Source organism: Yoonia sp. SWMV100 (genome assembly GCF_056108365.1).
Window position 1 is genome coordinate 715,090 of the sequence record NZ_JBWBAQ010000003.1, and the last position, 25,939, is coordinate 741,028.

Genomic DNA, 25,939 nt, shown 5'->3' on the forward strand with positions numbered 1-25,939 from the left:
ATAATCGGGCGGGATGCCGAAAGCTAGAGGGCGCCGTCAGCAATCCGAAGCTGGCGGGCGCGGGCAAGGATCGCATCCTCGATGGCGGTCTGTACTTCGATTGATACCGGGCCGCTTTGGCTTTGTAGGGCGACGTGCAGCGCGCGGGCGTCCATTGCCGGATCAGTCACGCGAATGGTGGCGCGGTAGGCGCGGTTGCTGCCGGGTGGCGTGCCGTATCCGGTTGAAATAACGCCGGTAAACGGATCAGCAGACTGCACAGGCAGGAAATCAAGCACATCCAGCGATGCGGCCCACAAATAGCGGTTTACCGCCACGTTTTCGGCGGCACGCGGGGTTGGTGCGGGTCCGCCGCAAGCGGCCAGCGTACCGACGGACAGGGCCAACAGGCCAGTGCGAACAAGTTTCATCATTGACGTCAAACCATTTCCCCTATGCCGGGACCTTTTGTCATTCGGGAAATATGTAGCGAAGCGGCGGTCAGGTCACAAGTGATTATGCAAATAGCGAACCCCGCAAACGCAAAGAGCGACCCCAAAGGGTCGCTCTCGCTTAGTTGGATATCGGTTCGCTTAGAATGCGAAGGATACTTCAACAGTTGCACCGCGCTTGTAGTCGTTCGCGCCGATTTCGTCGTCTGTGTTGTCTGCGCCACCGGCGTAGGAAACAAGAACAGCTGCGCCGCCGCCCAGATCGTATGTGCCTGCAACGTAGAATTCGTCATCGTAAGCAGAGCCGTCTTCGTTGTCCTGGACGTAGTAGCCAGCCAGAGCTGCGAAACCGTTACCAATGTCGTAAGAACCGTCAACCGCAGTTTTGGTTGTACCCTGGTCATCCTGGTAGTCCAGAGCGACAGCAATCGGGCCGTTTGCATAAGCAACTTTTACACCGTAGTTTGGATCGGTGTCAGTCCCACCAGCTTCGTCGACGTAGTAAGCTGTCGCTGTAACTGGGCCGAATGGGTACGCAACTTTGATACCTGTAGAAGAGGTGCCAGCAGTTGTGTCTTCAGCGTATGCGATTGTAAGGTCTGCACCCGAGAAAGAAGTCGAAGCGGAGATACCGTATACTTCGCCAGCGTTAAAGTCGCCGTTTGCAGCTTCAGCAACAGTAGCAAAGCCAGCTGCGTCAGCTTCTTCTTGGTAGGCGGCAGCTACAGTGAACTGACCGAATGTTGCAGCAACACCAACCGAAATCTGGTCGTAGTCGTCTGCACCAGCACTTGTTGTGGTAACAGTAGCGCCATCTGCATCAGTAATTGCCATCGAAACGGCTGCTTCTACGCCTGCAACAGCAAATTCGCCACGCAGAACTGTTTCGCCGTCAGCTTCGGAGAAAGCATCAGCTTCCATGTCGCCAGCAGAAGCCCACTTAGTTTCAGCAGCAAATGCTGTGTCACCGTAGTACAGGCCAGCTTCGTCTGTTGTCAGCGACAGAACGTAACCGCCAGAAGAAAGGGCTTGACCGTTGTTCATGTCTGCAACGTCGAAGTCAAAAGATGCAGCAGCTGTTACGCCGTTGTCCAGTTCCTGTGACATGGCAACCGCAACATTTGCGTCCCAGTAGAAGCCAACTTCGTCGTCAGCAATGTTTTGTGCGTCGAAGTCGTTGTAGCCCAGTGTTGCTTCACCGGAGAAAGATACTTCAGCAGCTGCAGCGCCAGCAAAGGCAACGATTGCAGTTGTTGTAAGAAGGATGCTTTTCATGGATTTATTCCCTCGTGTTGTGCATTCCCAAGAATGCCAGTTATTCCTAGCATTGAGGTGTAAGTGCGCCCATTGGCCCCGACACTCAAGTAAATTAGACCCTGATTTTGCGTGTTCGTAAAAAATGATGCATCAAGGACACACAGTGTTTTCGGCGGTGACATCCTGCTAGATTGGCATTATTTCCGCCTGAAATCTTACGTGACCCTTATTTTTCGGAGCCTTACATGCCTTTAGCTGATATCAAAGACCGTATCCGTGTGGCCTGTGAAGCCGTTGGACGCAAAAATGATGATGTGACCCTGATCGCCGTTTCCAAGGTGCAGCCCAACGATCGTGTAAGAATTGCGTTGGATCAAGGACACAGAATCTTTGGTGAGAACAAGGTCCAAGAGGCCGCCGGCAAGTGGCCGGATTTCCGCACACAGTATAATGACATCCAGTTGCATTTGATCGGGCCGCTGCAAACCAACAAAGCGCGGCAGGCGATAGAGCTTTTTCAGGCCATCCACACGCTTGACCGCCCCAAGCTGGCCACCACGCTTGCACGGTTGGCCCAAGAAACGGGATCGTGCCCTGATTTGTTCGTTCAAGTGAATACAGGTGAAGAGCCGCAAAAGGCGGGCGTCGCCCCAAGAGATGCTGACGCGTTTATCGCCGAGGCGCGCGCGCTGGATTTGCCAGTGAAAGGGGTGATGTGCATTCCGCCCGTGGACGAGGAACCATCGTTACATTTTGCATTGCTTGCCAAAATCGCGGCGCGGAATGGGTTAGCAGGGTTATCGATGGGCATGAGCAGCGATTTTGAACGTGCAATCGCGCTGGGGGCCACACATATCCGTGTCGGATCGGCCATTTTTGGCGACCGCGTGCCCGCGTGAGCAGCGACTATAACCCTCCCCACGATCCGCTGGTGATTTTGCATCATGATCACGAGGTTGTCTTGGTTGATAAACCTGCGGGCCTTCTTTCGGTGCCGGGCAAAGGCGAACACCTTGCCGATTGCCTGATCGCGCGGGTTCAGGCCGTATTTCCGACCGCGTTGTTGGTGCATCGTTTGGATCGGGATACGTCAGGCGTGATGATTTTTGCGCTGACACCCCATGCGCAGCGTCATCTTGGGCTGCAATTCGAAAAGCGTCAGACGAAAAAGACCTATGTGGCGCGTGTTTGGGGGACGATAGCGGACAAGACGGGGACCGTTGACCTGCCGTTGATTGTGGAGTGGGAAAATCGCCCTAAACAGATGGTGGACCATGAAAACGGCCGACAAGCGGTGACCGATTGGCGGGTTGTTCGGTCTGATGCATTTGAAACGCGCGTGCGGTTAATGCCTAAAACCGGACGCTCGCACCAGTTGCGCGTGCACATGCTGGCGCTGGGGCATCCGATTTTAGGCGATCCGTTTTACGCTGATGGGCCCGCGGGGGACTATCCGCGGTTAATGCTGCACTCGGAAACCCTGCAATTTCGCCACCCAGATGGCGGGCAGGGGATGCGGATCACCGCAAAGTGCCCGTTCTAGGCCCGAACTTAGGCCCGGACAAAGCTGGTGATCGCATCAATCTCTGACTGCGTGATTTCATGTCCGCCGGTGTGCCAATGCAGGGTCACATCGGCACCTTGGGCGATCAAATAGTCAGCCAAGGCCTGTGTTGTCGCTGCGGGGCATATCGGATCGCGCCGCCCGGCAGTCATAAGCACCCGGCGTCCCGCCAAAGCAGGCTGTGGTGACGGGTTCCACGGGATCAGCGGATGCATCAACACCAGATCATCCACCAGCTCTGGTTCAGCCAGCGCGACCGATGCCAAAATATTGGCGCCGTTCGAGTAGCCAATCCCAAATGTCCGCGTCGCCGCGGTGTTGCTGATTTCATCGCGGATAAACCCCGCCATCGCAGCAGTGCGCTGGGCAAGGTCGGCCATATCATAGACGCCCTCGGCCGTTCGTCGAAAATAACGCAACGCGCCATGTTCTGACACATCGCCGCGTGGCGATGTGACATGTGCCTGCGCGACCAGTTGTTCTGCAAAGGCGTGAAACTGTTCATCGGTGCCGCCAGTGCCATGAAATGTCAGGAACAGCGGTTTCCCCGCTGCGCCTTTTGTACGTTTGGCTAAATAGGTCATTTTATCCCTCAAGCGGCTGCAGATAACGTTCCAGCTGCGCGCGCAAATGTTCGTGCTGGCTTGGCAGCTTAAGAGCTTCACCCAAGTGCGCGGAATCTTCATCGCGGTCGAAGCCGGGTTCGTTGGTCGCCACCTCGAACAGGACACCGCCGGGGGTCCGGAAGTAGATCGCATAAAAATAGTCGCGGTCAATCACAGGCGTCACCTGATATCCGGTGTCCAGCAGGGCCTCGCGGACCTCGAGTTGACGTGCGCGGTTTTCAACGGCAAAGGCGATGTGGTGCACTGACCCTGCCCCTTGGGCCGCACGACGCGCGCCCGGCATCACCTCAACATCCAGGGTGTTGGCGTCATTCCCGCCTGGCACGATAAAACGTGTCACGTCACCTTCTGTGTCCAGCTTTTCATAGCCCATAAAGTTGAGCAGTTCGGCGGTCTGTGCGTTGTCACGCAGGCGCATATCCGTCGAATGAAATCCACGGATCCCGATGTCAGCGCTGACGCCGTTGCCCGTCCACGGGGTGCGGTCATCGTCGCTTTCGACCAGCGCGAATTGGTCGCCGTCAGGCCCGGAAAACAGAACACGGTTTTGACCAAAGCGTATGTCGCGTCCCAAATCCGCAGTTTCAAAGGTAGACAGCCGGTCGGTCCACGCCTGCGCTGTCCCGGTCGGAATGCTGAATGAAGTCCTGCCAACTTCGCCCGTGCCTGCGACGCCGCGGCCGGCATTCGGGAACGGGAAATAGGTCATGACTGTTCCGGGGGTGCCGGCTTCGTCACCATAGTAAAGGTGGTAGACGTCTGGCGCGTCAAAGTTCACGGTTTTCTTAACGCGGCGCAAGCCAAGGACATTTGTGAAAAATGCATTGTTCTCACGGGCGTCGCTGGCCAGTGACGTCACATGGTGCAGGCCTTTGATTTGTTTCAGCATGGCAGTTCTCCTTAATTCTTTGCACCAATATAACCCGCCAGACGAAAGCACGAAACGTCCAGAGGCGCACTGTGATGGTTTAAAAATGCACATGAAGTGCGACATAGCGTACGACATGGTGGTGCTCGCGATGGTGAATGCTTATGTTGTAAAGAACGCATTGCAACAGAAGGAGACCACAATGGGCCTGCGCATTAACGATACGATTCCTGACCTGACCGTCGAGACGGATCAGGGCACAATTTCTTTGCATGACTGGATTGGCGATAGCTGGGCGATCCTGTTTTCACATCCCAAAGACTTTACGCCTGTCTGCACAACCGAGTTTGGCGCGGTGGCGCAACTGTCGGAAGAATGGGCCAAGCGCGGCACCAAAGTGCTTGGCATCAGCATTGACGGTGTCGAGGACCATAAAAAGTGGAAAAGCGACATTGAAAAAGTTGCAGGCACCAAAGCCGGCTTCCCGATTGTCGCTGATGAAGGTCTGGCAATGGCCAAAGCCTTCGACATGCTTCCTGCCGAAGCCTACATGCCGGATGGCCGGACCCCGGCCGATAGCGCGACAGTGCGTGCTGTCTTTATCGTCGGGCCTGACAAAAAGCTGAAGCTTTCAATGACGTACCCGATGAACGTCGGTCGCAACTTTGCCGAAGTTCTGCGTGCATTGGATGGTCTGCAAACCGCCGCCGGTCAGGGAATCGCGACACCTGCCAACTGGAACGTTGGCGACGACGTGATCATTCCGACATCCGTCAGCAACGAAGACGCAAAGGCGAAGTACGGCGATTTCAAAACCGTGCTGCCGTATCTTCGGACAACCAAGTTATAAGAAACAATGGACCGCATTCAAAAATTGAATGCGGTCCACATGAGTTTGAGCCTTAGAAGCGGTATCCAAGCCCGAAGCTCAGGTACGGATAGATGTTTAGATCATCCGCGTCATCGCGCGCTTCTTGGTAATCAACGCTGCTGTCGATCTCGGCTTGCAACGTTGCATCGTCAGATGATGCTGAAAAATCAACACCACCAATGAAAATTGCACCGATTTCACTGCTGAACGTCCAGTTATTTGCGAAGTGCAGATCGTACCCTGTTGTCAGGACAGGCGAGACTGTATTTTTGAACTCTGCCTTTGATGTCACAGAACCGCTTGTGTAGTCTGTTCCGTCGATTTCGATTGGGTTGGACGCCGTTGCTTCTGCAATACCGTTGAAATCCGTATTGGACAGGAACAGGCCACCCGACAAACGCCAGCCGCTTTGCGTTGGGTAATAATCCGCCAATACGGCAACGCCGCCAAGGCTTGCATCAAATTCATACGAACCTTCACCAGATTCTGCGCCGGACTCCTCGTAAGAGAAACCACCCATCAGCGCACCGCGCACGCGAAGCTGTTCGTTGATAACATATGATGCTTCTAGGTTGCCGCCGAATGTCGAAACACCAAGTCCGACAGACATATCGCCTGCTTCTTGTGCCTGAGCTGCCGTGGAGCAGATAAGCAGTGCGATGCAGCTAGCAAAAGTATTATTCATAAAGAGTCTCCAGAAAGTGAATAGGGTTTACCTAAAGGATTTAGATAGCCATCAAAGCCGGGGCGAACGTGGCTCGTGGAATTTCAAGCGGGTGCGACAATAGCGCAACGACTGCCTCGCGGGTCGAATTGCCATCATACGTTTTCTTGAATACGCAGCAGAAGTTAAAAAGGCCCTGACAAATTGATGTCAGGGCCTTCAAGTAGATTAAATGTGTGCTGAATTACTCTTCAGCTTCTTCTTCTTTTGTCAGCTCTTTGCCGGTTTCCTGATCGACCATTTTCATCGCCAAGCGTACTTTGCCACGATCATCAAAACCCAGCAGCTTAACCCAAACATCCTGACCTTCTTTCAAGACATCCGAAGGATGGTTCAAGCGGCGGTTTTCGATTTGGGACACGTGGACAAGACCATCGCGTTTACCGAAGAAGTTCACGAAAGCCCCAAAGTCGACCAGTTTCACAACTGTACCTTTGTAGATCACGCCTTCTTCCGGCTCTGCCACGATCGAATAGATCATGTCGTAGGCTTTTTTGATCGCTTCGGCATCGTTCGAGGCCAACTTGATCACGCCATCATCATTGATGTCGACTTTTGCGCCGGACAATTCAACGATTTCGCGGATGACCTTGCCGCCAGATCCGATAACTTCGCGGATTTTGTCCGTTGGGATCTGCATCGTTTCGATCTTAGGCGCGTGAACGCTGAATTCCTGTGCGCCAGACAGGGCTTTGCCCATCTCGCCAAGAATATGCAGACGGCCTGCTTTGGCCTGCTCAAGTGCTTTTTTCATGATCTCTGGCGTGATGCCAGCAATCTTGATGTCCATTTGCAGCGATGTGATGCCTGCTTCGGTGCCTGCAACCTTAAAGTCCATGTCACCAAGGTGATCTTCGTCACCCAAGATGTCGGACAGAACGGCGTAAGATCCGTCGTCTTCCATCACCAGACCCATGGCGACACCCGCGACAGGTGCTTTCAGCGGTACGCCGGCATCCATCATCGACAGCGAACCACCGCAAACAGACGCCATAGACGAAGACCCGTTGGATTCAGTGATCTCTGAAACAACGCGGATGGTGTACGGGAAATCAGTTGCGGCAGGCAAAACAGCCTGAAGCGCGCGCCATGCAAGTTTGCCGTGACCGATTTCACGACGGCCCGGGCCAGAGACACGACCAACTTCACCAACTGAATATGGTGGGAAGTTATAGTGCAGCATAAAGTTGGATTTATACATGCCTGTCAGCGAGTCGATCATCTGTTCGTCATCGCCGGTGCCCAATGTGGTCACAACCAGACCTTGGGTTTCGCCGCGTGTGAACAGCGCGGACCCGTGGGTCCGTGGCAGGATGCCGGTTTCAGATACGATTGGACGAATAGTGTCCAATGCGCGTCCATCAATCCGCTTGCCGTTTTTCACAACATCGCCGCGCAGAACCGAAGATTCCAGCTTTTTCAGTGCGGGGCCAAGGTTGGTATCGGCTTGCTGTTCTTCTGTCAGGGTCGCAACGATATCGGCTTTGGCAGCGGAAACGGCTGTTGTGCGTTCTTGCTTGTCGGTGATCGCGTAAGCGGCGCGCATTTTGTCTTCGCCAGCAGATTTGACAGCTGCGAACAGGTCCGAGTAGTCATCTGGCTGGAAGTCGAACGGCTCTTTTGCGCAGACTTCGGCCAGATCAATGATCAGGTCGATGACAGGTTGAATTTGCGCATGTGCGAATGTGACCGCACCAAGCATTTCTTCTTCGGTCAGCTCGTATGCTTCAGATTCCACCATCATCACGGCGTCTTTGGTGCCGGCAACAACCAGATCCAAACGCTGCTCCGGGTTTTGACGCAGGTTATGCATGTCGTCAATTTCTGGGTTCAGGATGTATTCACCATTCACGAAACCAACGCGACAGGCCCCGATTGGGCCCATGAACGGTGCGCCCGAAATCGTCAGCGCGGCCGATGCAGCGATCATCGCGACCATATCGGGATCATTTACCATATCGTGCGACAGAACGGTACACATCACCAAAACTTCATTTTTGAAGCCGGGGACGAAAAGCGGACGGATGGGGCGGTCGATCAAGCGGGATGTCAGCGTCTCTTTTTCAGTTGGACGCGCTTCGCGTTTGAAAAAGCCGCCTGGTACTTTACCGGCGGCATAGTATTTTTCTTGGTAGTGCACGGTCAGAGGAAAGAAATCCTGACCCGGCTTTTGTGATTTGGCAAATGTCACGTTGGCCATGACAGATGTCTCGCCCAGAGTGGCGATGACAGAACCGTCGGCCTGACGGGCAACTTTGCCAGTTTCCAGGGTCAGCGTCTCTTCGCCCCACTGGATTGATTTTTTCACTTCGTTAAACATCTATATTTCCTAGTCGGGCCACAGCCCATTTTGCGTAGGGGGCGTATTCCCCCTCATCCCGGTATCTTCTTTGTCAGGCGCTGGAATGCGGGCGCCGGTCTCTCAAGATTGTCGGGCCATAGCGGAAAATTAGACATTTGGGAAGAGAGATGCGTACAGACACCCAATTCGAGACCGGCACTGGGTGGACGGAACAGGCGTCTAGGCTGGCGACAATGGCGTGCGTGGCTTAGGTCAGCTGGCCCTGCGGAATTGTGGCGACCGTGAATGCCGCGCGCTGTGGCTGCCGCTTTCGCTGTAAAACCGTTGAACCTGAACGTTCATGTGGTTGACGTTCTGACACAGGGTTGCGTTCGCGGATGTCACATTCTCGACCATGCCCGCGTTTTTCTGTGTCATAGCGTCAAGGTGTGTGACGCTGGTGTTAATGTCATTCAAGGCTGTCGCCTGCTCTGACGTACTATTCGCGATTGTTGAGACCCGATCAGTGATAGATTTCACATTGGCGATGATTCGTTTCAATTCGTCGCCTGCCTGATTCACCAGTTCGACGCCGTTCGCCACATGACCCGAGCTTTCGGAAATGAGGCTATTGATGTCTCTGGCTGCCTCTTGGGATCGATGCGCAAGCGCACGGACCTCTGACGCGACGACGGCAAAGCCGCGCCCAGCGTCGCCTGCACGCGCGGCTTCAACGCCGGCATTCAGGGCAAGCAAATTTGTTTGAAACGCGATATCGCCAATGACAGAGATGATTTTCGAAATCTCGCTGGAAGACTGTTCAATCTGCGCCATCGCATCGATCGATTTTGCGACGACGACCTCGCTGTTTTGCGCGACTTCGCGGGTGCGGGTCGATTCCTTTAGGACGGCGTTTGCACCTTCCGATGACGCACGTACAGCAATTGTGATTTGTTCAATCGCTTCTGCTGTTTGTTCAAGGGTGGCGGCCTGCCCCACTGTCCGCGCAGACAGATCGTCAGACGCGTGGCTGACCTGCTGGACGATTTCTGTGATATCGGCTGATATTTCGGTCATCGCATTGACCATTTCGCTCAACTGTTCAGAGGCACGGTTGAATGCGCCGTTGATAGAATCGACATCTGCAATTCCGCTGGCTTTGAGGCGATACCCCAAATTTCCGTTGCTGAGTGCATCAAGAGCCTTTGCAACCCGCTCGATTGCTTGGCGCCTTTGCGTGATGTCGCTCGCGACTTTTATGACGCCACATACCTGTCCGTCAGTATCAAAAATTGGCGCATATGTGGCCTGAATCCAGACGATTGATTTTGATTTTGTGACGCGCGGAAACTGGTTTGATGTAAATTTACCTTCAGAAATGTCATGCCAAAACGTTTTGTACGCATCGCTCGCGACCATTTCGGCCGACACAAAAATCGAGTGATGTTTGCCGACGACCTCTGGCAGCGTGTATTCTAATGCGGCTAGAAAATTTTCGTTGGCATCTAAAATTGTCCCGTCTGGGGCAAAGTGGATGACGGCGTGTGTGCGATCAATCATCTCTAGCAAAAATCGATCATTCAGGTCGCTTTGAGATATGGTCTGCTTTCGCCAGAAAGAATGCATTTGGTTCCGTTCTGATTTAAGGTGCGTAAACCACATCCTATGAGACCAATGGTAAAGATGGGTTTAAGCCGCGCCAGTCTTGCGGGCACACCCTCGGTTGTTGCGCGGGGAAACACGAATTGACCAAAGTTCGTGACGGCAGGGGTGCGGCCAAGCACCCGGAAATAAAAAACGCCCGCTAAAATAGCGGGCGTTTGTGCGTTCGTTTCGTCTGATGAGTCAGCTTAGCGACGCAGACCCAGGCGTTCGATCAGAGACTGATAACGTGCCTCATCTTTAGATTTTGCGTAGTCCAAAAGCTTACGACGCAGGGCAACCATTTTCAGAAGACCGCGGCGACCGTGGTTATCTTTTTTGTGGGTTTTGAAGTGCTCTGTCAGGGTCGCGATGCGCGACGACAAAATTGCAACCTGAACTTCGGGCGAACCTGTATCGCCTTCTTTGGTCGCGAATTCTTTCATGATCCGTGCTTTTTCTTCAGCAGTAATCGACATCGGGGTCTCCTTATATTGAAGGGTTGATGGCACGATCCGGGATGTCGTCCAGAAAGGCCCGTGGAGGATCCGACAGGGGGATTCCCTGCGCAGATGGCTGCGTTTAAGGGGATTTGCGTAAAAAGAAAAGCAGTTTATGCGGCGACCAACGCGATGCTGGCTAACTCAAGCGTGTCAAGATTGGCGAAAGTCGCCACAAGCTGCCCGTCGGCCAACAGTTGCAACCCATCATCGGTGGCGGCGGTGGACAGCGTCGGCAGTTCGCCGCTGTAACTGACCTCGATGCGGTCTTCATCGGGGTTAAAATCTTTGATAATGCTATCTGCATCGGCACCCACAACAAATGTATCGGCACCCGTTCCGCCATTCACGATGTCACCAGACCCGCCCGATAAAATGTCGTCCCCTGCGCCGCCATTCAGGAAATCGCGAATATTATCTGCGCGATCTTCTAAAATGTCGTTGCCATCGCCGCCGTGCAACGTGTCGGCACCGCTGCCGCCGATAAGAGTATCATCGCCCAGTGACCCCAACAGGGCATCGTCGCCATCGCCGCCCACCAGCACATCATCGCCGTCGCCACCGTTCAGGGCGTCATCACCGTCGTCGCCAAACAACGTATCGTCACCAACATGGCCAAAAAGCTGATCATTGCCTGCGCCACCGTTCAGCACATCATCGCCCGCACCCCCGTGCAGCGTGTCGTCGCCATATCCGCCGATAAGCAGATCATTGCCGCCTTCTCCGTCGATATAGTCGTCGCCGTTGCCTGTTGTGACAGTGTCATTGGCATCGCCGGAAAAGATCACCGCGTCTGCGTCGATCCCGTCAACAAATTGGTCCATTGGCACGACATCAAGCGCTTCGTCAGTGGTCGCGTCGTCATCGTCCGCATCATCAACGGGTTTAGCGTCGTCAAAATCCGTCTCAGAGAGCATGAACGCTGACATGGCGAAACCCATCAGCCCCAAAATGGCGAGCATGGTGAAATCCTGCATTACTGCGGGTCACGCTGGACCCCTTTACACAAGGCATTCTAACAGAGTTTTCGGACGTTCAGCGGTGAAAGTGACTCGATGGTTAATGGTCGATGTAATGTATCATGCAATGGGAAACAGGCGATCTTACCGTACAAAAACGCGGCTTGGGTGTATTTCGCCGCCGCGATAGGTGCCGACGGCGATAGCTTTGCCATCATAAGACGCCCAAACTTCCTCGCCGTATTCAATATTGGACGCGATGACCGAAGCCGGGTTGCCATTGCGTAGCTTTGTAACGCTTTCGGCAAGGCAGCGCACCTCTGGCAGGTCGGCCAACCCAATTTCCAGCGGTTGCACAAACGCGTCAAGGTCAGGCGTTTTGGCCAGTGCATCCACTTGGTCAAGGGTGATGCCAGCGGTCGCCTGAAAAGGCCCGGACCAGATGCGGCGCAGCGATTTTACATGGGCCTTGCAGCCCAAGGCATCGCCAAGATCGCGGGCGATTGACCGCACATAACCGCCTTTGCCGCATGTCATTTCTAGCACAATATGATCAACGTCTGGGCGGTCGATCAGCAACAGTTCTTCCACCCAAAGATCACGGGCGGCCAGGTCCATTTCTTCGCCGTCGCGGGCTTTTTTATAGGCGCGTTCACCGTCGACTTTGACCGCAGAAAACTGTGGCGGAACCTGCTGAATATCACCAATAAAAGCACCGAGTGCGGCCTTGATGGCGTCATCGGTGGGGCGCAGATCGCTGGTTGCGATGACTTCGCCTTCGGCGTCGTCGGTATTGGTGGCCTGCCCCAGCCTAACGGTAAAGGTATAGGCCTTTAGCGCATCGGTGATGTAGGGAACGGTTTTTGTCGCTTCGCCCAACGCGATTGCAAGAACGCCGGTGGCTTCGGGGTCAAGGGTGCCGGCGTGCCCCGCTTTTTGCGCGTCCAACGCCCAGCGAACTTTGTTCACGACATTGGTGGACGTGATGCCCGCAGGTTTATCAACCACGAGCCAGCCCGAAATATCGCGTCCCTTGCGTTTGCGCGCCATCACTTATGTCCTTTATCCGATAGCGCGCTTGCTAGTCGTCCTATGGGCAGGGGTCAAGCGTTGCTATCGCCCGCCTTTTGACAAAAAGAAACCGCGCGAGCCTGCGCCCGCGCGGTGCATAAACATGATGTCGGGATTAGATCCCAGACTTGCTTGCTTCGATATACAGCGGAATGATGGCTTCGAATTGGTCGTTGATCGTATCGAATTTGCGGTAGATCGACAGGGCCAGCACAACGTCATTCGACCCTTTGACTTGCGCCAATTCATCCTTAAGCGTCGTCCATTCGGCGCTCACAGATTCAAGGGCGGCGCGTGCCTCTGGTGTTGGTGGCGCGGAAACGCCCACACCTTCGAACCCATTGACAAGCGCACCCATCGACGCGTCGAAACGCTCGACGGATTTGTCAAAACGTGCGGCACTGCCCATCACGGTGTTCCCGGTGATCAATCCGCATGCCTCTTTGGCAATTTGAAAGCCGATCGCGGGCTGGCGTGTCAGCACATCCATTGTGAACGCGTCGCTTTGCAGCAGCGCGGGCGGAATGGCATAACCTGCGATGATTTCGCGCAAAAGGTACTGCGAGGTGTGCATCATGTTCAGGTTATGACGGCTGACATAATCGGTGCCATCCATGACACCGCCGCCTTGCAGGCGCGCATGTGACGCTTCTTTGAACGGAGTCCACTGCGATGTCACGCTGTAGATCGTTGACAACAGCTTGCGACCCTCTTCGGGTGTTTGGACCCCTAACGCGGCGTTCCCGTCGCGCAGGGCATTGATGTTGTCGTCGAATACTGTGACGCTTTGGTTGATCTGTTCGCGGAAAGTATCAGCTTCGATCCCTGCATCCAGAAAACAGGATGCAACAGCGATCTGCTGCGCGGCTGTACGCATGTGCCCACCTGCGGTAACCCGTTCTGCGCCAGACATATACACAGCTTCGGTTGACGCGGTGTCTTGCGCCAGAACCGACGAGGTTTGGACAGATGCGCAGGCCAGAACTGCGGCAAACACACCTGTCAGGCTTTTGGCTTTGGTGAACTTTGCTGTGGACATGGCGAACCTCTTACTGCGTGACAATGTGGGGTGCGCGCGGGCGCGCTCCTGTGATGTCAAAATGTTTGCAAACTGATTGAACCCGCTCATTGTGTGCTGATCCATGTTTCAACGCGACGGTTAATCTGACGCCCAGAGTCAGAGCTGTTGCAAGCCGCAGGGGACAATTCACCAAATCCAGTCGACGTGAACGTCACATTGCTGAGGCTGCCACCTGATGCTGCTTCGAGAGCTGATTGCACCTGTGCGGCGCGCGCTTGAGCCAACGACAGGTTTGCCCCGAAGTCACCCATCGAATCTGCAAAGCCCACAAAAGTGACCTGTGTCCCGGCAGGCGCGTCAGCAAGGTAATGTACAAGACGTGTCAGATCGGATTCAGCACGTTGGTCAAGGATGGCTGACCCGGTGCGGAACCGGAATGTTGATGACAAGCGATCATTGTTCGCCAGCATCGTCAACATGTCGTTTGCAAGGCGCTGTTCTGATGCGTTGGTGCCGGATTGCAGAACCTCACGTGCGCGTGCGCTGCCCAGACCCATCTCAACCCGCTCAACGCCAAGGTTGATAAAGCCGGACTGCGTGATGACGCCGTTCGCATCGTCAGAGGTCGCGAATGATACGAAATCACGCGCCATCTGATCGCTTAGATCGCCGCGGTTATACAGGTAGAGGCGGCGGAAAAGGTTGTATTCTTCGGTTTTCACAGAGAACGCGTCGGGTGTGCTGCCGATACCGCATTCGCTGACCAGCGTAAGCGGCTTTTGACCGCGCTTGAACGCAAAACCAACATACGCGATCGCGCCGGGGTTCTTGTCGACGTAATTCGAGGCTTCGACGTTATCGGTCGCTGCAAATGCGCTAGGGCCGGTTGCAGGCGCGTCGCCACCAAAGACACCCGCGTTAAATACGGAGGCCGTATCATCATCGCCGGTCACAACTTCGATCGGCATGTTTGGCCCACCGATCTCGGACCAGTTGGTGACTTCGCCGCGATAGATCCGCGCCGCGTCTTCAAGGGATAGCGCGCTGACGGGGTTGGATTGGTTCACAATAAGAACCAGACCATCAAGCGCCAGAATATGCTCTTGGTCACCGGCAGTCATGTCGCCTGCGCCACTCGCCGCCAATGTTGCGGCTTCGTCAGCGGTGATCGTGCGCGTCGACATTGCGACCTGCATGCTGCCGTCTGTCAAACCGGCGAAGGCGTCGCCTGACGGGGTTGATTTCACCAAATAGGTCCCAAGTTTGTCGCCAAAGCCCTGCTGACCAACAAGAGTTGCCGCAAATTCGCCCGCGTTCGACGTGGTCTCGACAGTTGATTCCGCATCCTGCGAGGTCGCATAACCGGCCATCAGCAGGGGCATCAGACCTTCAGCGATCGTATCGGACCCGCCGATGGTAATATCGGCAACAACTGCTTTGGTTGTTGGGCAAGCCTCGCCTTCACAGCGGACCCGGTTGGTCGCAATCCGAAGGTCACCCAGTGCGGTCTGCATCAGGTAAAAGTCGTCGACAACGCCGATAAGGTTCCCTTCGAGGTTGATCGTGCCGTCTGTCGACCGCAGCATAACCGTGTCTGCAAATGCATTGGTGGAAAGGGCCGTCGTACCAGCAAGAATAATCGCTGTGACGAAAGAACGCTTTTTATGGCCAGTAGTGTGTTTCAACGAAGAACTCCATTTTTACTATGCTCCGACGTCGGGGTTGCAATACAATAATTGTTCCCCTGACCTCTGGGATTGGAAGATACGAATACTATTGGACCACATCCTGTAAACAATTGTGGTCCCATTATGACAGGGATCGGGCATCATCGGATACGATTACGACGACCGCCACGATAAATGCTGATTTGGATGGCGCCGCGGATTTGAGTAAAGAGCGCCTAAAATTTGTGTAATCACAATGAGATGCGATGAAATTTGCGTCGCTTCAGTGACGCGGTCCCGCGGAAATTTGGCTAATTTCATGCCCGGAATCTTTTTTCGCATGATTTTACAAATTCGTAATATTTTATTTGTGTAACGGCGCAGGCACAGTTTCTCTGGCTTAGTCAGAGGCAATAACTTCAAGAAAGGCTTCGCCAAATCGTTCTGCGTGGCGGGCACCAATGAGTCTTTCAAGTTGGACCAGATCGGCGGTACGCATTTGCGCGACCTTTGCCAGCACCGACGCGCTACAGCTCATTGGCTTGTCGGCGCCGTGCGGGCCACGCGCAAGGTTGGCCTGCGCAGCAAGCAAGCGATCATACACAGACCCTTCGTTGCGCCCGGCAAGCTTGCGGCGCGCCGGATGGATATCGTTCACCGCACCCGTAATCACCGAGAGAAAATCGCGCCCGTAGCTTTCCAGCTTTTTTGCACCGACCCCGCCAATATGCGCCATGTCATCCAGCGTCATCGGACGCTTTTCGGCCATTTCGATCAGGCTGCGGTCGTTGAAGATAATATAGGCGGGCACCCCGGCTTGTTCGGCCAGATAGCGCCGCTTGGCCTTGAGTGCCGAGAGCAGCGGCGCATCTTCGTCGCTGACCAATGCGCGGACTTGCGGCCCTGTGCCTTTGGCGGCACGGATGGTGTCGCGGCGCAGTTCGATGGTTGCTTCGCCGCGCAAAATGGGCCGCGCGGCTTCGGTCATCCGCAGCGCACCATGACGGTCCCGATCGGGGCGTAACAGGTCGTGGCCCATCATTTGCCGGAAAATCGCCTGCCACTGGCGTTTATCATATTCCTTACCGATCCCAAAAGTCGGGAGGCTGTCATGTCCGCGCTGTTGGATTTTATCCGTAAGATCGCCCCGCAGGATGTCAATCAAATGCCCCGCGCCGAACCATTCGTCGGTGCGCAGCGCGGCGGATAGCGCCATGCGCACGGCGGTTGTGCCGTCAAATATCTCGGCGGGTTTGTCGCACAGGTCGCAGTTCCCGCAGGGTCCGGGGTTTTCGCCAAAATATTCAAGCAGGTTTTGACGCCGGCAGCGCAGCGCCTCGGCCAGTCCAAGCAGCGCATTCAAACGGCCGTGATCCGCCGCACGGCGTTCGGGCGGCGCAAGGCCTTCGTCAACTTGCTGGCGACGAAAGCGGATATCGTCGGGGCCAAACAGCGTAAGTGTTTCCGCTGGCGCACCATCGCGGCCGGCCCGACCGATTTCCTGATAATACCCTTCGATCGACTTGGGCAGATCGGCATGGGCCACCCAACGGATGTCGGGTTTGTCGATCCCCATGCCAAAGGCGACGGTGGCACAAACGATCAACCCGTCATCTTGCTGGAATTTGCGTTCGACAATCCGGCGGTCTTCGGCATCCATGCCGCCGTGATAATGGCAGGCGGCGTGACCTGCTTCGTTCAATGCCTTCGCAAGGGTTTCGGTTTTGGCACGGGTGCCGCAGTACACAATGCCGGATTGACCTTTGCGCGCGGCGGCAAAGTTAAGAATTTGGTTGCGCGGACCGTCTTTGACAGCAAAGGCCAAATGAATGTTGGGGCGATCAAATCCGCGCAGGAATGTTGCGGGCGGGACACCATTAAACAGTTTCTCGATGATCTCGGCTTGGGTTTCTGCATCAGCGGTCGCGGTAAACGCCGCGAGCGGGACGTCCAGCATGCTGCGCAATTCACCGATACGCAGATAGTCGGGGCGGAAATCATGGCCCCATTGGCTGACGCAATGCGCCTCGTCCACCGCGATCATGCTGACGCCCGCGCGCCGCAGCATATTCATGGTCCCGCCAGAGGAAAGCCGTTCAGGCGCCATATAGAGCAACTTGAGCGTGCCGGCTGCAAGCGCGTCAAAGACGGCATCGGTTTCGTCTTGGGTGTTCCCGGATGTCAGCGCGCCTGCGGCAACGCCCGCCTCGTGCAAGCCGCGAACTTGATCGCGCATCAACGCAATCAACGGCGATATCACCACGGTAACACCGTCACGCACCAAAGCTGGCAACTGGAAACACAAGGATTTACCACCACCCGTCGGCATAATGGCCAGGGTATTATGTCCTGCAATGACTGCATCCACGATTTCTTGCTGGCCGGGGCGGAAGGCATCAAAGCCAAAAACATCGCGAAGCAGCGTGGCAGCGGGCATTAAGAAAGACCTATCGGTGGCTGAGTGTTGGCGCACACATTCCCACGTTCAGAATCGGGCGGCAAGCACCGGATGCAAAAAGACCGCCTTCTTTGCAGAAGACGGCCTTTGAAGGGAATACCGCTTGCGCGGATCGGTTAGCGGATAACGTCGTAATCTTTAGATACGACAACTTCGCCGCCAACTTTGAGCAGGGCAATAACGTCTTGGTTTGGCGCTGTGCCAACGTTGACGCGGACATCAGAGTTCGCACCAGCGTGTACGTTTTCTGTACCGATCAGGTTGCCCAATTCGCCGCCGTTGTTTGTGTAGATTTCAACAACACCGTCGTTCTGTGCGCGGACCAGACCCAGTTCCAGTACCGAGTTTGCGTTCAGGTTTTCACCGACTTCAAAGTAGCTTTCTGCAGAAGCGACAGTACCCAGAGCAGCGACAGTTGCAGCAGCGAATGCGATTGTTTTGATAGACATGATATTTTCCTTTTATCTTTATTTATTGCGACCTTAGTGTCGCGGTTTAACTTGTCTCGGCGGCGATGTTTGCCGTGTTGATGATTGGGATATCGGGTAGGTTGACGCATTTGGAAAGGCCTACGGCGATCACGAAAATGGTGATCAAAGTGATCAGAAATAAACCTTGAAATCTGTCACGGGCGACCCATCGGCATACTTCTGTGCGTTTATGAACAGAGAGAAGTCCAAAGCCGTGCGCAGACGTGGCGACAACGGGTTTTCCGCCTGAAAGCTAGATCACTTTGGGCCGGAAAATTCTTTTTTGTGATAAGATATTTTTTGCAAAATCCGGTTTGTCGCGCGGCACGGCAACGGCTTGGCGCGTTGCAAAGCGGGATTTGAACCCGTAACTCTGGTCCGAAACAGGAGGCCGGGTATGGGTGAGATTCTTTTTGTGCGCCACGGGCAGGCCAATTCTGGCGCGAAGGACGAAGAAAGCTATGACAAGCTGTCCGATCTGGGACATCAACAGGCGCGGTGGCTGGGTGAATATCTAAATCATCGCGAAGCTCCGTTTGACAAGGTGATATCCGGAAGCCTGCGGCGTCATCGTGAAACCGCGACCGGCATGGGTTTTGGTGACCCGATGATTGATCCACGCTTGAACGAGATGGACTACTTTAACCTTGGGAGGGCGCTGCATGATGTGCATGGCGTGCCGATGCCTGGTCCAGATCAATTTGCGGCCCATATCCCGCAGGTGATGGAAGCATGGCACCGCGCGGAAATCCAGGGTGTCGAAACCTTCGCATCTTTCGAAGAACGGGTGACAGGCGTGTTGCAAGAAGCAGCGCAGCCGGGTGTACGGGTGCTATGCGTGACGTCGGGTGGGGTCATCGGCATGATTATGCGCCATTTGCTGCGGTTGGACCCGACACGTTTGGCGCATGTCTTGCTGCCGATCATGAATACATCGCTACATCGGGTGCATGTGATCCCGCAAGGGCCGATTTTGGCCAGCTTTAACGCCGTACCGCATTTGGATCACCCCGATCGTGCAAGCGCCGTCACACATTACTAAGGGAAATCCGATGCTCAGCCTTCATTACGCGCCTCACACCATCTCTGTCGCTGTTGCGATTGTGCTTGAGGAAATCGGCGCGGACTATCTCGCGGTTCCGGTCAACTTTGCCGCAGCCGAACAAACGATGCCTGCGTATCGCGGAATCAATCCCAAGGGTCGGGTGCCCGCGCTGGAAACCGCGCAAGGGGTTTTGACCGAAACGGGTGCAATCCTTGAATATATTGCACCGGATATGGTGCCGCGCGACCCGTTCGCGGCCGCACAGATGCGGGCGTTGATGTATTATCTGGCCAGCACGATGCATGTGAACCATGCGCACAAGCTGCGTGGTGCACGCTGGGCGGACGAAGAAAGTTCGTTCGCGGACATGGCCCGCAAGGTGCCGCAGACCATGGCAGCCAGTTGTGATTACCTCGAGGCGTTGCTGCCGCGCCTGCCATTTTGGGGGGACACCGATATGGTGTTGTCTGACCCCTATCTTTATGTCGTTCTTTCATGGTTGCCAGGTGATGGTGTCGATGTATCACGCTATCCGCAGGTACAGGCATTCCAGCACAAAATGAACGCGCGGCCATCGGTGCAGCGTATCTATGATAAAGGAATGTTGTGATGGTTCATCTTTGGGTGCGTTCTGAAAGCCGTGCGCACGAGGAACGTGTCGGGATCACGCCGTCAGGTGCAAAAGCGCTGATCAATGACGGATTTCAGGTCACTGTCGAAGAAAGCCGCCAACGCATCATCCCGATCGCTGACTATGCGGCGGTGGGGTGCGCGATTGCGCCCGAGTTTTCGTGGGTCGATGCCCCGCGCGATGCGATTGTATTTGGCCTGAAGGAACTGCCCGATGACGGCACGCCATTGCGGCATCGCCACATCATGTTTGGCCACGCCTACAAGGGCCAACCTGCGGGCCGGGTTTTGTTGGACAGGTTTAAGGCTGGCGGTGGTGCGCTTTATGATCTGGAATACCTGACACATGCGGATGGTCGCCGGGTTGCTGCCTTTGGATATTGGGCGGGCTATGCGGGGGCGGCGGTGTCTTTAATGTGCTGGATTGCGCAGCAAGATGGCGGTCAGGTCGGGGCAGTTCATGCGTACGCGGATGCCCCGGATATGCGTGCTGACCTGTTGTCACGTCTGGGCGCAACCCGCCCGACGGCGTTGATTATCGGGGCGCTTGGCCGCGTGGGGACCGGTGCTGCGGGCCTGTGCGAAGCGATGGGGATGCAGGTGGCAAAATGGGATATGGCCGAAACCGCGTCAGGCGGGCCTTTCCCGCAAGTACTGCAGCGCGACATTTTCCTGAACTGTATTTTGGCGCGCCCCGGCACCCCTGTGTTTGTACCCGCCAGCGCCAAGACAGATCCGCGCAGATTATCGGTGATCGGTGATATTGCCTGCGACCCAGACAGCGACTTTTCCCCGATCAAGGTATACGACCGCACAACGACGTGGGATGAACCGGCGATCAGGGTGCATGACGTCCCCGTTCTGGATGTCACGGCGATCGATAACCTGCCATCGATGCTGCCAGCGGAAAGCAGTGCAGATTTTGCCGGGCAATTGCTGCCCCACCTGACGACGCTGCACGCGATTGACCAAGATGTTTGGGCGCGTGCGCGTGCGATTTTCGACAGTGAAGTGGGTTAAAACCCGCCTCGGGTCAGTATAATGCGTCTTCGGCGTCCGTCGGATCAATGCCCAACGCGGCCAACCCGGCCTCAAGGTGATCGGCCAGATGCGGCGATCCTTTCAGGTAATGCGCCGTAGGTGTCCGGGCTTCTTGGGTGGCGGTGCGCAGGGCCTCGGCCCAGTCATCAGCGTCGAAACTGCCGCGTCCGATCCAGAAGATGGCGACCAAGGCGGCCTGCTCGTCTTGGGCCAAACGATTCACAAAACCGTCGAATTCGTTTTCGGCACGGTCAAGTTCACGCGCAAGGATGATTACTTCGGCGACTTTGTCTGTGGGGATAGGTAACATTTGCAGGTCCTCCTGCCGCTACCTTAGTCTATGATTTGGGGCGCGTCTTGATGTAGCGCAACTAATCTTGTGCTGGGGCCAGTGGCACGACATCGGCGACCGGATTTGCCTCTAGTTCTGCAAAGTCGAAGTGATCAAGGCGGTTCGCCCGCTTCCCGGCTTTATCGGCCGAGATTTTGATTTCTTCGATGTCTTTGGCGGCCTGCCCAAAATGACGGTCAAGGTTGCCGACCCGCGTCACCAGCCGGTCCACGTCATCGCCCAACAAAGCCAGTTCTTTGCGGATGGCCCCTGTCTGTTCACGCATTCGCGCGTCCTTGAGGATCGCGCGCATGGTGTTAAGCGTCGCCATACAGGTGGTTGGTGACACGATCCAAACCCGCGCGGCAAAACCTTCGCGCACGATATGTGGCAAGCGGCCGTGCAGTTCGGCATAGACGGCCTCGGAGGGAAGGAACATCAGTGCGCCATCGGCGGTTTCACCTTCGATCAGGTAGCTGTCTGATATTTTGCGGATATGCCCACGCACCGCTTGTCCTAGCGCAGTAAGCGCGCGGTCGCGGTCGGCCTTCGTTTCTGCGGCGACAAGCGCCTCGTAGGCCTCGAGCGGGAATTTGGCGTCGATGACCATCGGGCCAGGCGGATTGGGCAGGTGGATCAGGCAATCGGCCCGGCGGTTATTCGACAGCGTGGCCTGCCACGTGTAGCTGTCGGCGGGCAGGGCCTTGGACACGATATCTTGCAGTTGGATTTCACCAAATGCACCACGGGTTTGTTTGTTGGACAAGATATCCTGAAGCGACAGCACATCCCCCGATAGCTTTTCGATATTGGTCTGGGCCTTGTCGATGGTGGCCAGCCGTTCCTGCAATTCCGTCAGGCTTTTGGTGGTTTTTTCCGACGATCCGGTCAGGGTTTCCTTCATCCGTTCTTGCATTTCGGCAAGTGTGTGTGCGGATTTCAAGGCGTTATCCGCCAGTCGGTCGGCCATTTGTGCCTGCACCGCCGCAAGCCGCGTTTCCATGGTTTGGATCACCAGCACCTGACCGTTCGCCTGTGCATCGCTGACAGTTTGGATGTTTCCGGCCAATTGGTGCTGGCTTTGACCAAGGGTGTTCATCCCCACGGACAGTCGTTCAATCTGATTGACCATCGCCTGCATGGTGCCCGCAGACCGACCGGTGCGGCGCATGGTGGTGATCAGGATGACCAGCACAAGCAGCAAAATGACGCCAGCGACCAGTGCGCCGATCACCACGGGGTTATTGAAAGCATAGGTTTGATCGCCGATTTGGATCATGTGCGCCCGAACAGCCGTTCGATATCAGACAGTTTCAGCTCTACGTATGTGGGACGCCCGTGATTACATTGGCCGGACAGCGGGGTTGCTTCCATTTCGCGCAACAGCGCGTTCATTTCGGCGCCTTGCATGCGGCGGCCTGACCGGATTGACCCGTGGCAGGCGACGCGGCTAAGGATGGCTTCGATTTTGGTTTTAACGCTGGCGCTGTCGCCTTGGTCCGTCAGTTCGTCCAGAATGTCGCGGATCATTGCTTGGGCGTTGACCTGTCCCAAAATTGCGGGGGTTTCGCGCACGGCGATGGCGTTGCCGCCAAAGGTTTCAATCGTCAGGCCAAGGCGTGAAAGGTCATCGGCAATGTCCAACAGCATCGCGACCTCGTTATCAGTCATTTCGATGATCTCGGGGATCAAAAGCGCCTGCGCGGCGACCCCGTTTTCGGCCATTTGCGTTTTCAGTTTTTCATAGACCAGCCGTTCATGCGCGGCGTGTTGATCGACGATCACAATGCCGGTTTCGGTTTGGGCGATGATATAGTTTTCATGCACCTGCGCGCGGGCCGCGCCAAGTGGCAGATTATCAGGTTCATCGACCATTGGCGGTTCAAAACGGGCCGACGGGGCCTCTGAAAACCCCGGTGCTTGGGCCTGAAACGTGAGTGACCGCGCGCTGAAGCTGGGGCGGGTCGGCAAATAGCTGCGGTCCATTTGATAGACGCGCGGTTCGGTCTGCTGGGGCTGCATCGCGCCCAGCGTTGCAGTGGCCACCGTGGTGGATGCCCGATGCCCGGCACCAGCCAACGCATGGCGCAGGCCAGAAACGATCAGCCCCCGCACGGTACCCGGATCGCGAAAACGGACCTCGGATTTCGCGGGGTGCACGTTAACGTCGACCAACGTGGGGTCACAATCGACGAACAGCGCGGCGACAGGGTGTCTATCGCGCGACAGCACATCCATATAGGCGGCGCGCAACGCGCCCAGCAACATCTTGTCACGCACAGGGCGGCCATTCACGAACAGGAATTGCGCGATGGCAGCCCCCCGCGAATAGGTCGGCAGCGCGGTATATCCGGTCAGGTGGAACCCGTCACGTTCCGCATCAATCGCCAGCGCGTTTTCGGCAAATTCGCGGCCCAACACGGTTTGCAACCGCCCGTGCAGCGCGTCGAACAGGTCACCGGTTTGGGCGTCCGCACGGAAGGTGGTGCGGTTATCGCCGTTGGACGCGTCGCGTAAGATGAAGGTGACAAAGGGTTCTGCCATCGCAAGGCGTTTTACCACATCATTCACGGCCTGAGCTTCGGCGCGGTCGGTGCGCAGGAATTTCAGGCGGGCCGGGGTGGCATAGAACATGTCACGCAATTCAACGACTGTCCCGGTGGACAGCGCGGCAGGGCGCACATCGCCCATCTTGCCGCCAGCGACGTTGATGCAGGCCGCGTCGGCATCAGGAATACGCGACGTAATCGTCAGGCGGCCCACCGCGCCCAAAGACGGCAGTGCCTCGCCTCGGAACCCGAAAGAGTGGATGTTCAGCAGGTCTGATCCGTCGATTTTTGATGTCGCGTGGCGCGACAGTGCCAATGCCAAATCATCCGCTGCGATCCCGCACCCATTGTCGGTGACGCGGATCAATGTCTTGCCACCATCGGCAATCACCACCTCGATCCGGGTTGCGCCAGCATCGACTGCGTTCTCGACTAATTCTTTGACGGCAGAGGCAGGGCGTTCCAACACTTCGCCTGCCGCAATCCGGTTGATTGCGGCATCGTCAAGCTGCCGGATCACCGGGCGGGGCTTTATCTGGGGGTCAGCAATAGTCATACCACTAGTATTAGCACAGCGCGCCACGATTCTGCGAGTGGAGAGTTGGGCACCAGCAGCGGTTAGCGGCCAGTGTTTTCCAATCCTTCGGGCTGCCCCACCACGACAAAATGTAGATTTTCAGGTTGCAGCAATGTGCGTGCGACCCTGTTCACATCGTCCAAGGTCACGGCATCGATAAAGCTGTTGCGGTTCGTTACATAGTCCGGCGAAAGGTCAATCATCTGCATCCCGACCATGATATTCGCAATCTCGCTATTACCGTCAAAGCGCAGGGGATATTCCCCGGTCAGATAGGTTTTCGCGCTTTCCAATTCTTCGGCGGTGATCCCGTTGGCGGCAGTATCGGCCCAGACATCGCGGGTGACGGAAATTGCTTCGGCAATTGTGGCATTTCCCGATGCGACTTGGCCTAACATCATGTCTGCGTGAAACTTTGAGACAAGATAGGTCCCGATTCCATAGGTAAGGCCCCGTTTTTCACGAACCTCATTCATCAGGCGCGATTCAAAGCCGCCCGCACCCAGTACCTGATTAAGCACATAAGCGGCAAAGAAATCTGGATCGTCGCGTTTCATCCCGGCGTGGCCGAAAATGGCCACCGCTTGCGGCGTTTCATAATCAATGACAGTGACGCCGCCCGCCAAGCCAAATGGCACATCGGCGGGCATCTCCGGTCCGGTCGCGGGTAGGTCGCCCAAAAGCTGGTCCAGCATTTCCCCAACCTGATCGGCCGCAATATCACCTACGACCGACACGTAAAGCTGATCGCGGGTCAGGCCATTTTGGTAGGCTGTGACGATATCATCGCGGCTAAGAGCGTTAACGCTGTCGACGGTGCCGTTGCTATCGGTGCCATAGGGGTGATCACCAAAGGCTTCGGCATCAAAGGTCTGACCTGCGATGCTGTTGGGACGTTTCGCGTCGCTGGCGATGACGGCCAAGACCTGACTACGGACGCGGTCGATTGCATCTTGGTCAAAAGTCGGGGTGATCAGCGCCTGCCGCAAAAGCGCAAGCGCCGCATCTTTGTTTTCGGTTAGAAACTGCGCGGATACACCAAGTGCATCGTCGTTCGCGTCAAAGCCATAGCTGGCGGCCAATGCTTCGCGGGCCGTTTGAAACGCCTGGGCATCCATTTCGCCAGAGCCTTCTTCCAACAGGCCCATCATCAGATTGGTCGCGCCACGTTTGCCGGGCAGATCAAGCGAAGTGCCGCCGCGAAACCGGATTTCCACTGCGATAAAGGGGATGCTGGGTTCTTCGACGACCCACGCGTTGATCCCGCCGGGTGACGTGACCTTGACGATATCAATTTCAGCGTGGGCTGTTCCGGCGAAAACCGCCAACATCAGGGCGAAAACTGTGCGCAACATCA

General features: G+C 55.8%; 24 protein-coding genes. 6 read left to right on the plus strand and 18 right to left on the minus strand.

Going from position 1 to position 25,939, the window contains the following annotated elements; genetic code table 11:
* Positions 1 to 23: 23 nt before the first annotated feature.
* Together ACXJGX_RS08330 and ACXJGX_RS08335 are read right to left on the minus strand one after the other, a co-directional pair.
* Positions 24 to 410, minus strand: coding sequence for a DUF3576 domain-containing protein (locus tag ACXJGX_RS08330; protein ID WP_474780792.1), 387 nt, complete (start codon positions 408 to 410; stop codon positions 24 to 26).
* 162 nt (positions 411 to 572) lie between these two features.
* A complete protein-coding gene (locus tag ACXJGX_RS08335; RefSeq protein WP_474780478.1) occupies positions 573 to 1,706 on the minus strand; it encodes a porin in 1,134 nt (377 codons plus the stop codon).
* A 227-nt stretch (positions 1,707 to 1,933) separates the two neighbouring features.
* Here ACXJGX_RS08335 and ACXJGX_RS08340 point away from each other — a divergent pair, with 227 nt between their 5' ends.
* Entirely contained in the window at positions 1,934 to 2,587 is a 654-nt protein-coding gene (locus tag ACXJGX_RS08340; RefSeq protein WP_474780480.1) for a YggS family pyridoxal phosphate-dependent enzyme, read from the plus strand.
* The gene (locus ACXJGX_RS08345; protein ID WP_474780482.1) at positions 2,584 to 3,231 is read left to right on the plus strand and encodes a pseudouridine synthase; all 648 of its coding nucleotides are present in this window, start codon (positions 2,584 to 2,586) and stop codon (positions 3,229 to 3,231) included. The genes ACXJGX_RS08340 and ACXJGX_RS08345 overlap by 4 nt, the downstream gene beginning before the upstream one ends.
* A gap of 8 nt (positions 3,232 to 3,239) precedes the next feature.
* Here ACXJGX_RS08345 and ACXJGX_RS08350 read toward each other — a convergent pair whose 3' ends face one another.
* Positions 3,240 to 3,836 carry an alpha/beta hydrolase gene (locus ACXJGX_RS08350; protein WP_474780484.1) on the minus strand — a complete coding sequence of 199 codons (597 nt, stop codon included), beginning with the start codon at positions 3,834 to 3,836 and terminating at the stop codon, positions 3,240 to 3,242.
* A gap of 1 nt (position 3,837) precedes the next feature.
* On the minus strand, positions 3,838 to 4,767 hold the full coding sequence (locus ACXJGX_RS08355) for a ring-cleaving dioxygenase (RefSeq protein ID WP_474780486.1): 930 nt from the start codon (positions 4,765 to 4,767) through the stop codon (positions 3,838 to 3,840).
* Between the two features lie 181 nt (positions 4,768 to 4,948).
* Here ACXJGX_RS08355 and ACXJGX_RS08360 point away from each other — a divergent pair, with 181 nt between their 5' ends.
* Positions 4,949 to 5,596, plus strand: a complete 648-nt coding sequence (locus ACXJGX_RS08360; RefSeq protein WP_474780488.1) for a peroxiredoxin — start codon at positions 4,949 to 4,951, stop codon at positions 5,594 to 5,596.
* A gap of 52 nt (positions 5,597 to 5,648) precedes the next feature.
* Here ACXJGX_RS08360 and ACXJGX_RS08365 read toward each other — a convergent pair whose 3' ends face one another.
* From ACXJGX_RS08365 to ACXJGX_RS08410, 10 genes are all read right to left on the minus strand, one after another.
* The gene (locus ACXJGX_RS08365) at positions 5,649 to 6,302 is read right to left on the minus strand and encodes a hypothetical protein (protein WP_474780490.1); all 654 of its coding nucleotides are present in this window, start codon (positions 6,300 to 6,302) and stop codon (positions 5,649 to 5,651) included.
* Positions 6,303 to 6,525: 223 nt separating this feature from the next.
* A complete protein-coding gene (pnp, locus tag ACXJGX_RS08370; RefSeq protein WP_474780492.1) occupies positions 6,526 to 8,661 on the minus strand; it encodes a polyribonucleotide nucleotidyltransferase in 2,136 nt (711 codons plus the stop codon).
* Positions 8,662 to 8,895: 234 nt separating this feature from the next.
* Complete coding sequence (locus ACXJGX_RS08375) at positions 8,896 to 10,182, minus strand: methyl-accepting chemotaxis protein (protein WP_474780494.1); 1,287 nt, start codon at positions 10,180 to 10,182, stop codon at positions 8,896 to 8,898.
* A gap of 290 nt (positions 10,183 to 10,472) precedes the next feature.
* Positions 10,473 to 10,742: a 30S ribosomal protein S15 gene (gene rpsO / locus ACXJGX_RS08380; protein ID WP_474780496.1), complete on the minus strand. Its 270-nt coding sequence runs from the start codon at positions 10,740 to 10,742 to the stop codon at positions 10,473 to 10,475.
* Positions 10,743 to 10,876: 134 nt separating this feature from the next.
* Positions 10,877 to 11,725 carry a calcium-binding protein gene (locus tag ACXJGX_RS08385; protein WP_474780498.1) on the minus strand — a complete coding sequence of 283 codons (849 nt, stop codon included), beginning with the start codon at positions 11,723 to 11,725 and terminating at the stop codon, positions 10,877 to 10,879.
* A gap of 141 nt (positions 11,726 to 11,866) precedes the next feature.
* Entirely contained in the window at positions 11,867 to 12,772 is a 906-nt protein-coding gene (truB, locus tag ACXJGX_RS08390; protein ID WP_474780500.1) for a tRNA pseudouridine(55) synthase TruB, read from the minus strand.
* A gap of 136 nt (positions 12,773 to 12,908) precedes the next feature.
* Positions 12,909 to 13,832: a type IV pili methyl-accepting chemotaxis transducer N-terminal domain-containing protein gene (locus tag ACXJGX_RS08395; protein ID WP_474780502.1), complete on the minus strand. Its 924-nt coding sequence runs from the start codon at positions 13,830 to 13,832 to the stop codon at positions 12,909 to 12,911.
* Positions 13,833 to 13,918: 86 nt separating this feature from the next.
* Positions 13,919 to 15,499, minus strand: a complete 1,581-nt coding sequence (locus ACXJGX_RS08400; protein WP_474780504.1) for a phosphate ABC transporter substrate-binding/OmpA family protein — start codon at positions 15,497 to 15,499, stop codon at positions 13,919 to 13,921.
* Positions 15,500 to 15,881: 382 nt separating this feature from the next.
* A complete protein-coding gene (gene recQ, locus ACXJGX_RS08405; RefSeq protein WP_474780506.1) occupies positions 15,882 to 17,918 on the minus strand; it encodes a DNA helicase RecQ in 2,037 nt (678 codons plus the stop codon).
* 137 nt (positions 17,919 to 18,055) lie between these two features.
* Complete coding sequence (locus ACXJGX_RS08410) at positions 18,056 to 18,388, minus strand: hypothetical protein (protein ID WP_474780508.1); 333 nt, start codon at positions 18,386 to 18,388, stop codon at positions 18,056 to 18,058.
* Positions 18,389 to 18,806: 418 nt separating this feature from the next.
* Between ACXJGX_RS08410 and ACXJGX_RS08415 the strand changes: the two genes are divergently transcribed.
* Genes ACXJGX_RS08415 through ACXJGX_RS08425 form a run of 3 tightly spaced genes read left to right on the plus strand, consistent with a single transcriptional unit; the run spans position 18,807 to position 21,104 of the window.
* Positions 18,807 to 19,451 carry a histidine phosphatase family protein gene (locus ACXJGX_RS08415; RefSeq protein ID WP_474780510.1) on the plus strand — a complete coding sequence of 215 codons (645 nt, stop codon included), beginning with the start codon at positions 18,807 to 18,809 and terminating at the stop codon, positions 19,449 to 19,451.
* Positions 19,452 to 19,461: 10 nt separating this feature from the next.
* Positions 19,462 to 20,064 (plus strand): glutathione S-transferase family protein, encoded by a 603-nt coding sequence (locus tag ACXJGX_RS08420; protein WP_474780512.1) that lies wholly within the window; start codon positions 19,462 to 19,464, stop codon positions 20,062 to 20,064.
* Positions 20,064 to 21,104 (plus strand): saccharopine dehydrogenase, encoded by a 1,041-nt coding sequence (locus tag ACXJGX_RS08425; RefSeq protein WP_474780514.1) that lies wholly within the window; start codon positions 20,064 to 20,066, stop codon positions 21,102 to 21,104. The genes ACXJGX_RS08420 and ACXJGX_RS08425 overlap by 1 nt, the downstream gene beginning before the upstream one ends.
* A 13-nt stretch (positions 21,105 to 21,117) precedes the next feature.
* Here ACXJGX_RS08425 and ACXJGX_RS08430 read toward each other — a convergent pair whose 3' ends face one another.
* The 4 genes from ACXJGX_RS08430 to ACXJGX_RS08445 all read right to left on the minus strand — a co-directional run bounded on the left by ACXJGX_RS08430 (position 21,118) and on the right by ACXJGX_RS08445 (position 25,937).
* Complete coding sequence (locus tag ACXJGX_RS08430; protein WP_474780516.1) at positions 21,118 to 21,435, minus strand: DUF3775 domain-containing protein; 318 nt, start codon at positions 21,433 to 21,435, stop codon at positions 21,118 to 21,120.
* Between the two features lie 61 nt (positions 21,436 to 21,496).
* Positions 21,497 to 22,735: a DNA recombination protein RmuC gene (locus tag ACXJGX_RS08435; RefSeq protein WP_474780518.1), complete on the minus strand. Its 1,239-nt coding sequence runs from the start codon at positions 22,733 to 22,735 to the stop codon at positions 21,497 to 21,499.
* Positions 22,732 to 24,561: a DNA mismatch repair endonuclease MutL gene (gene mutL, locus ACXJGX_RS08440; RefSeq protein ID WP_474780520.1), complete on the minus strand. Its 1,830-nt coding sequence runs from the start codon at positions 24,559 to 24,561 to the stop codon at positions 22,732 to 22,734. The genes ACXJGX_RS08435 and mutL overlap by 4 nt, the downstream gene beginning before the upstream one ends.
* Positions 24,562 to 24,623: 62 nt before the next feature.
* Positions 24,624 to 25,937, minus strand: coding sequence for a M16 family metallopeptidase (locus ACXJGX_RS08445; RefSeq protein ID WP_474780794.1), 1,314 nt, complete (start codon positions 25,935 to 25,937; stop codon positions 24,624 to 24,626).
* Between the last annotated feature and the right edge of the window lie 2 nt (positions 25,938 to 25,939).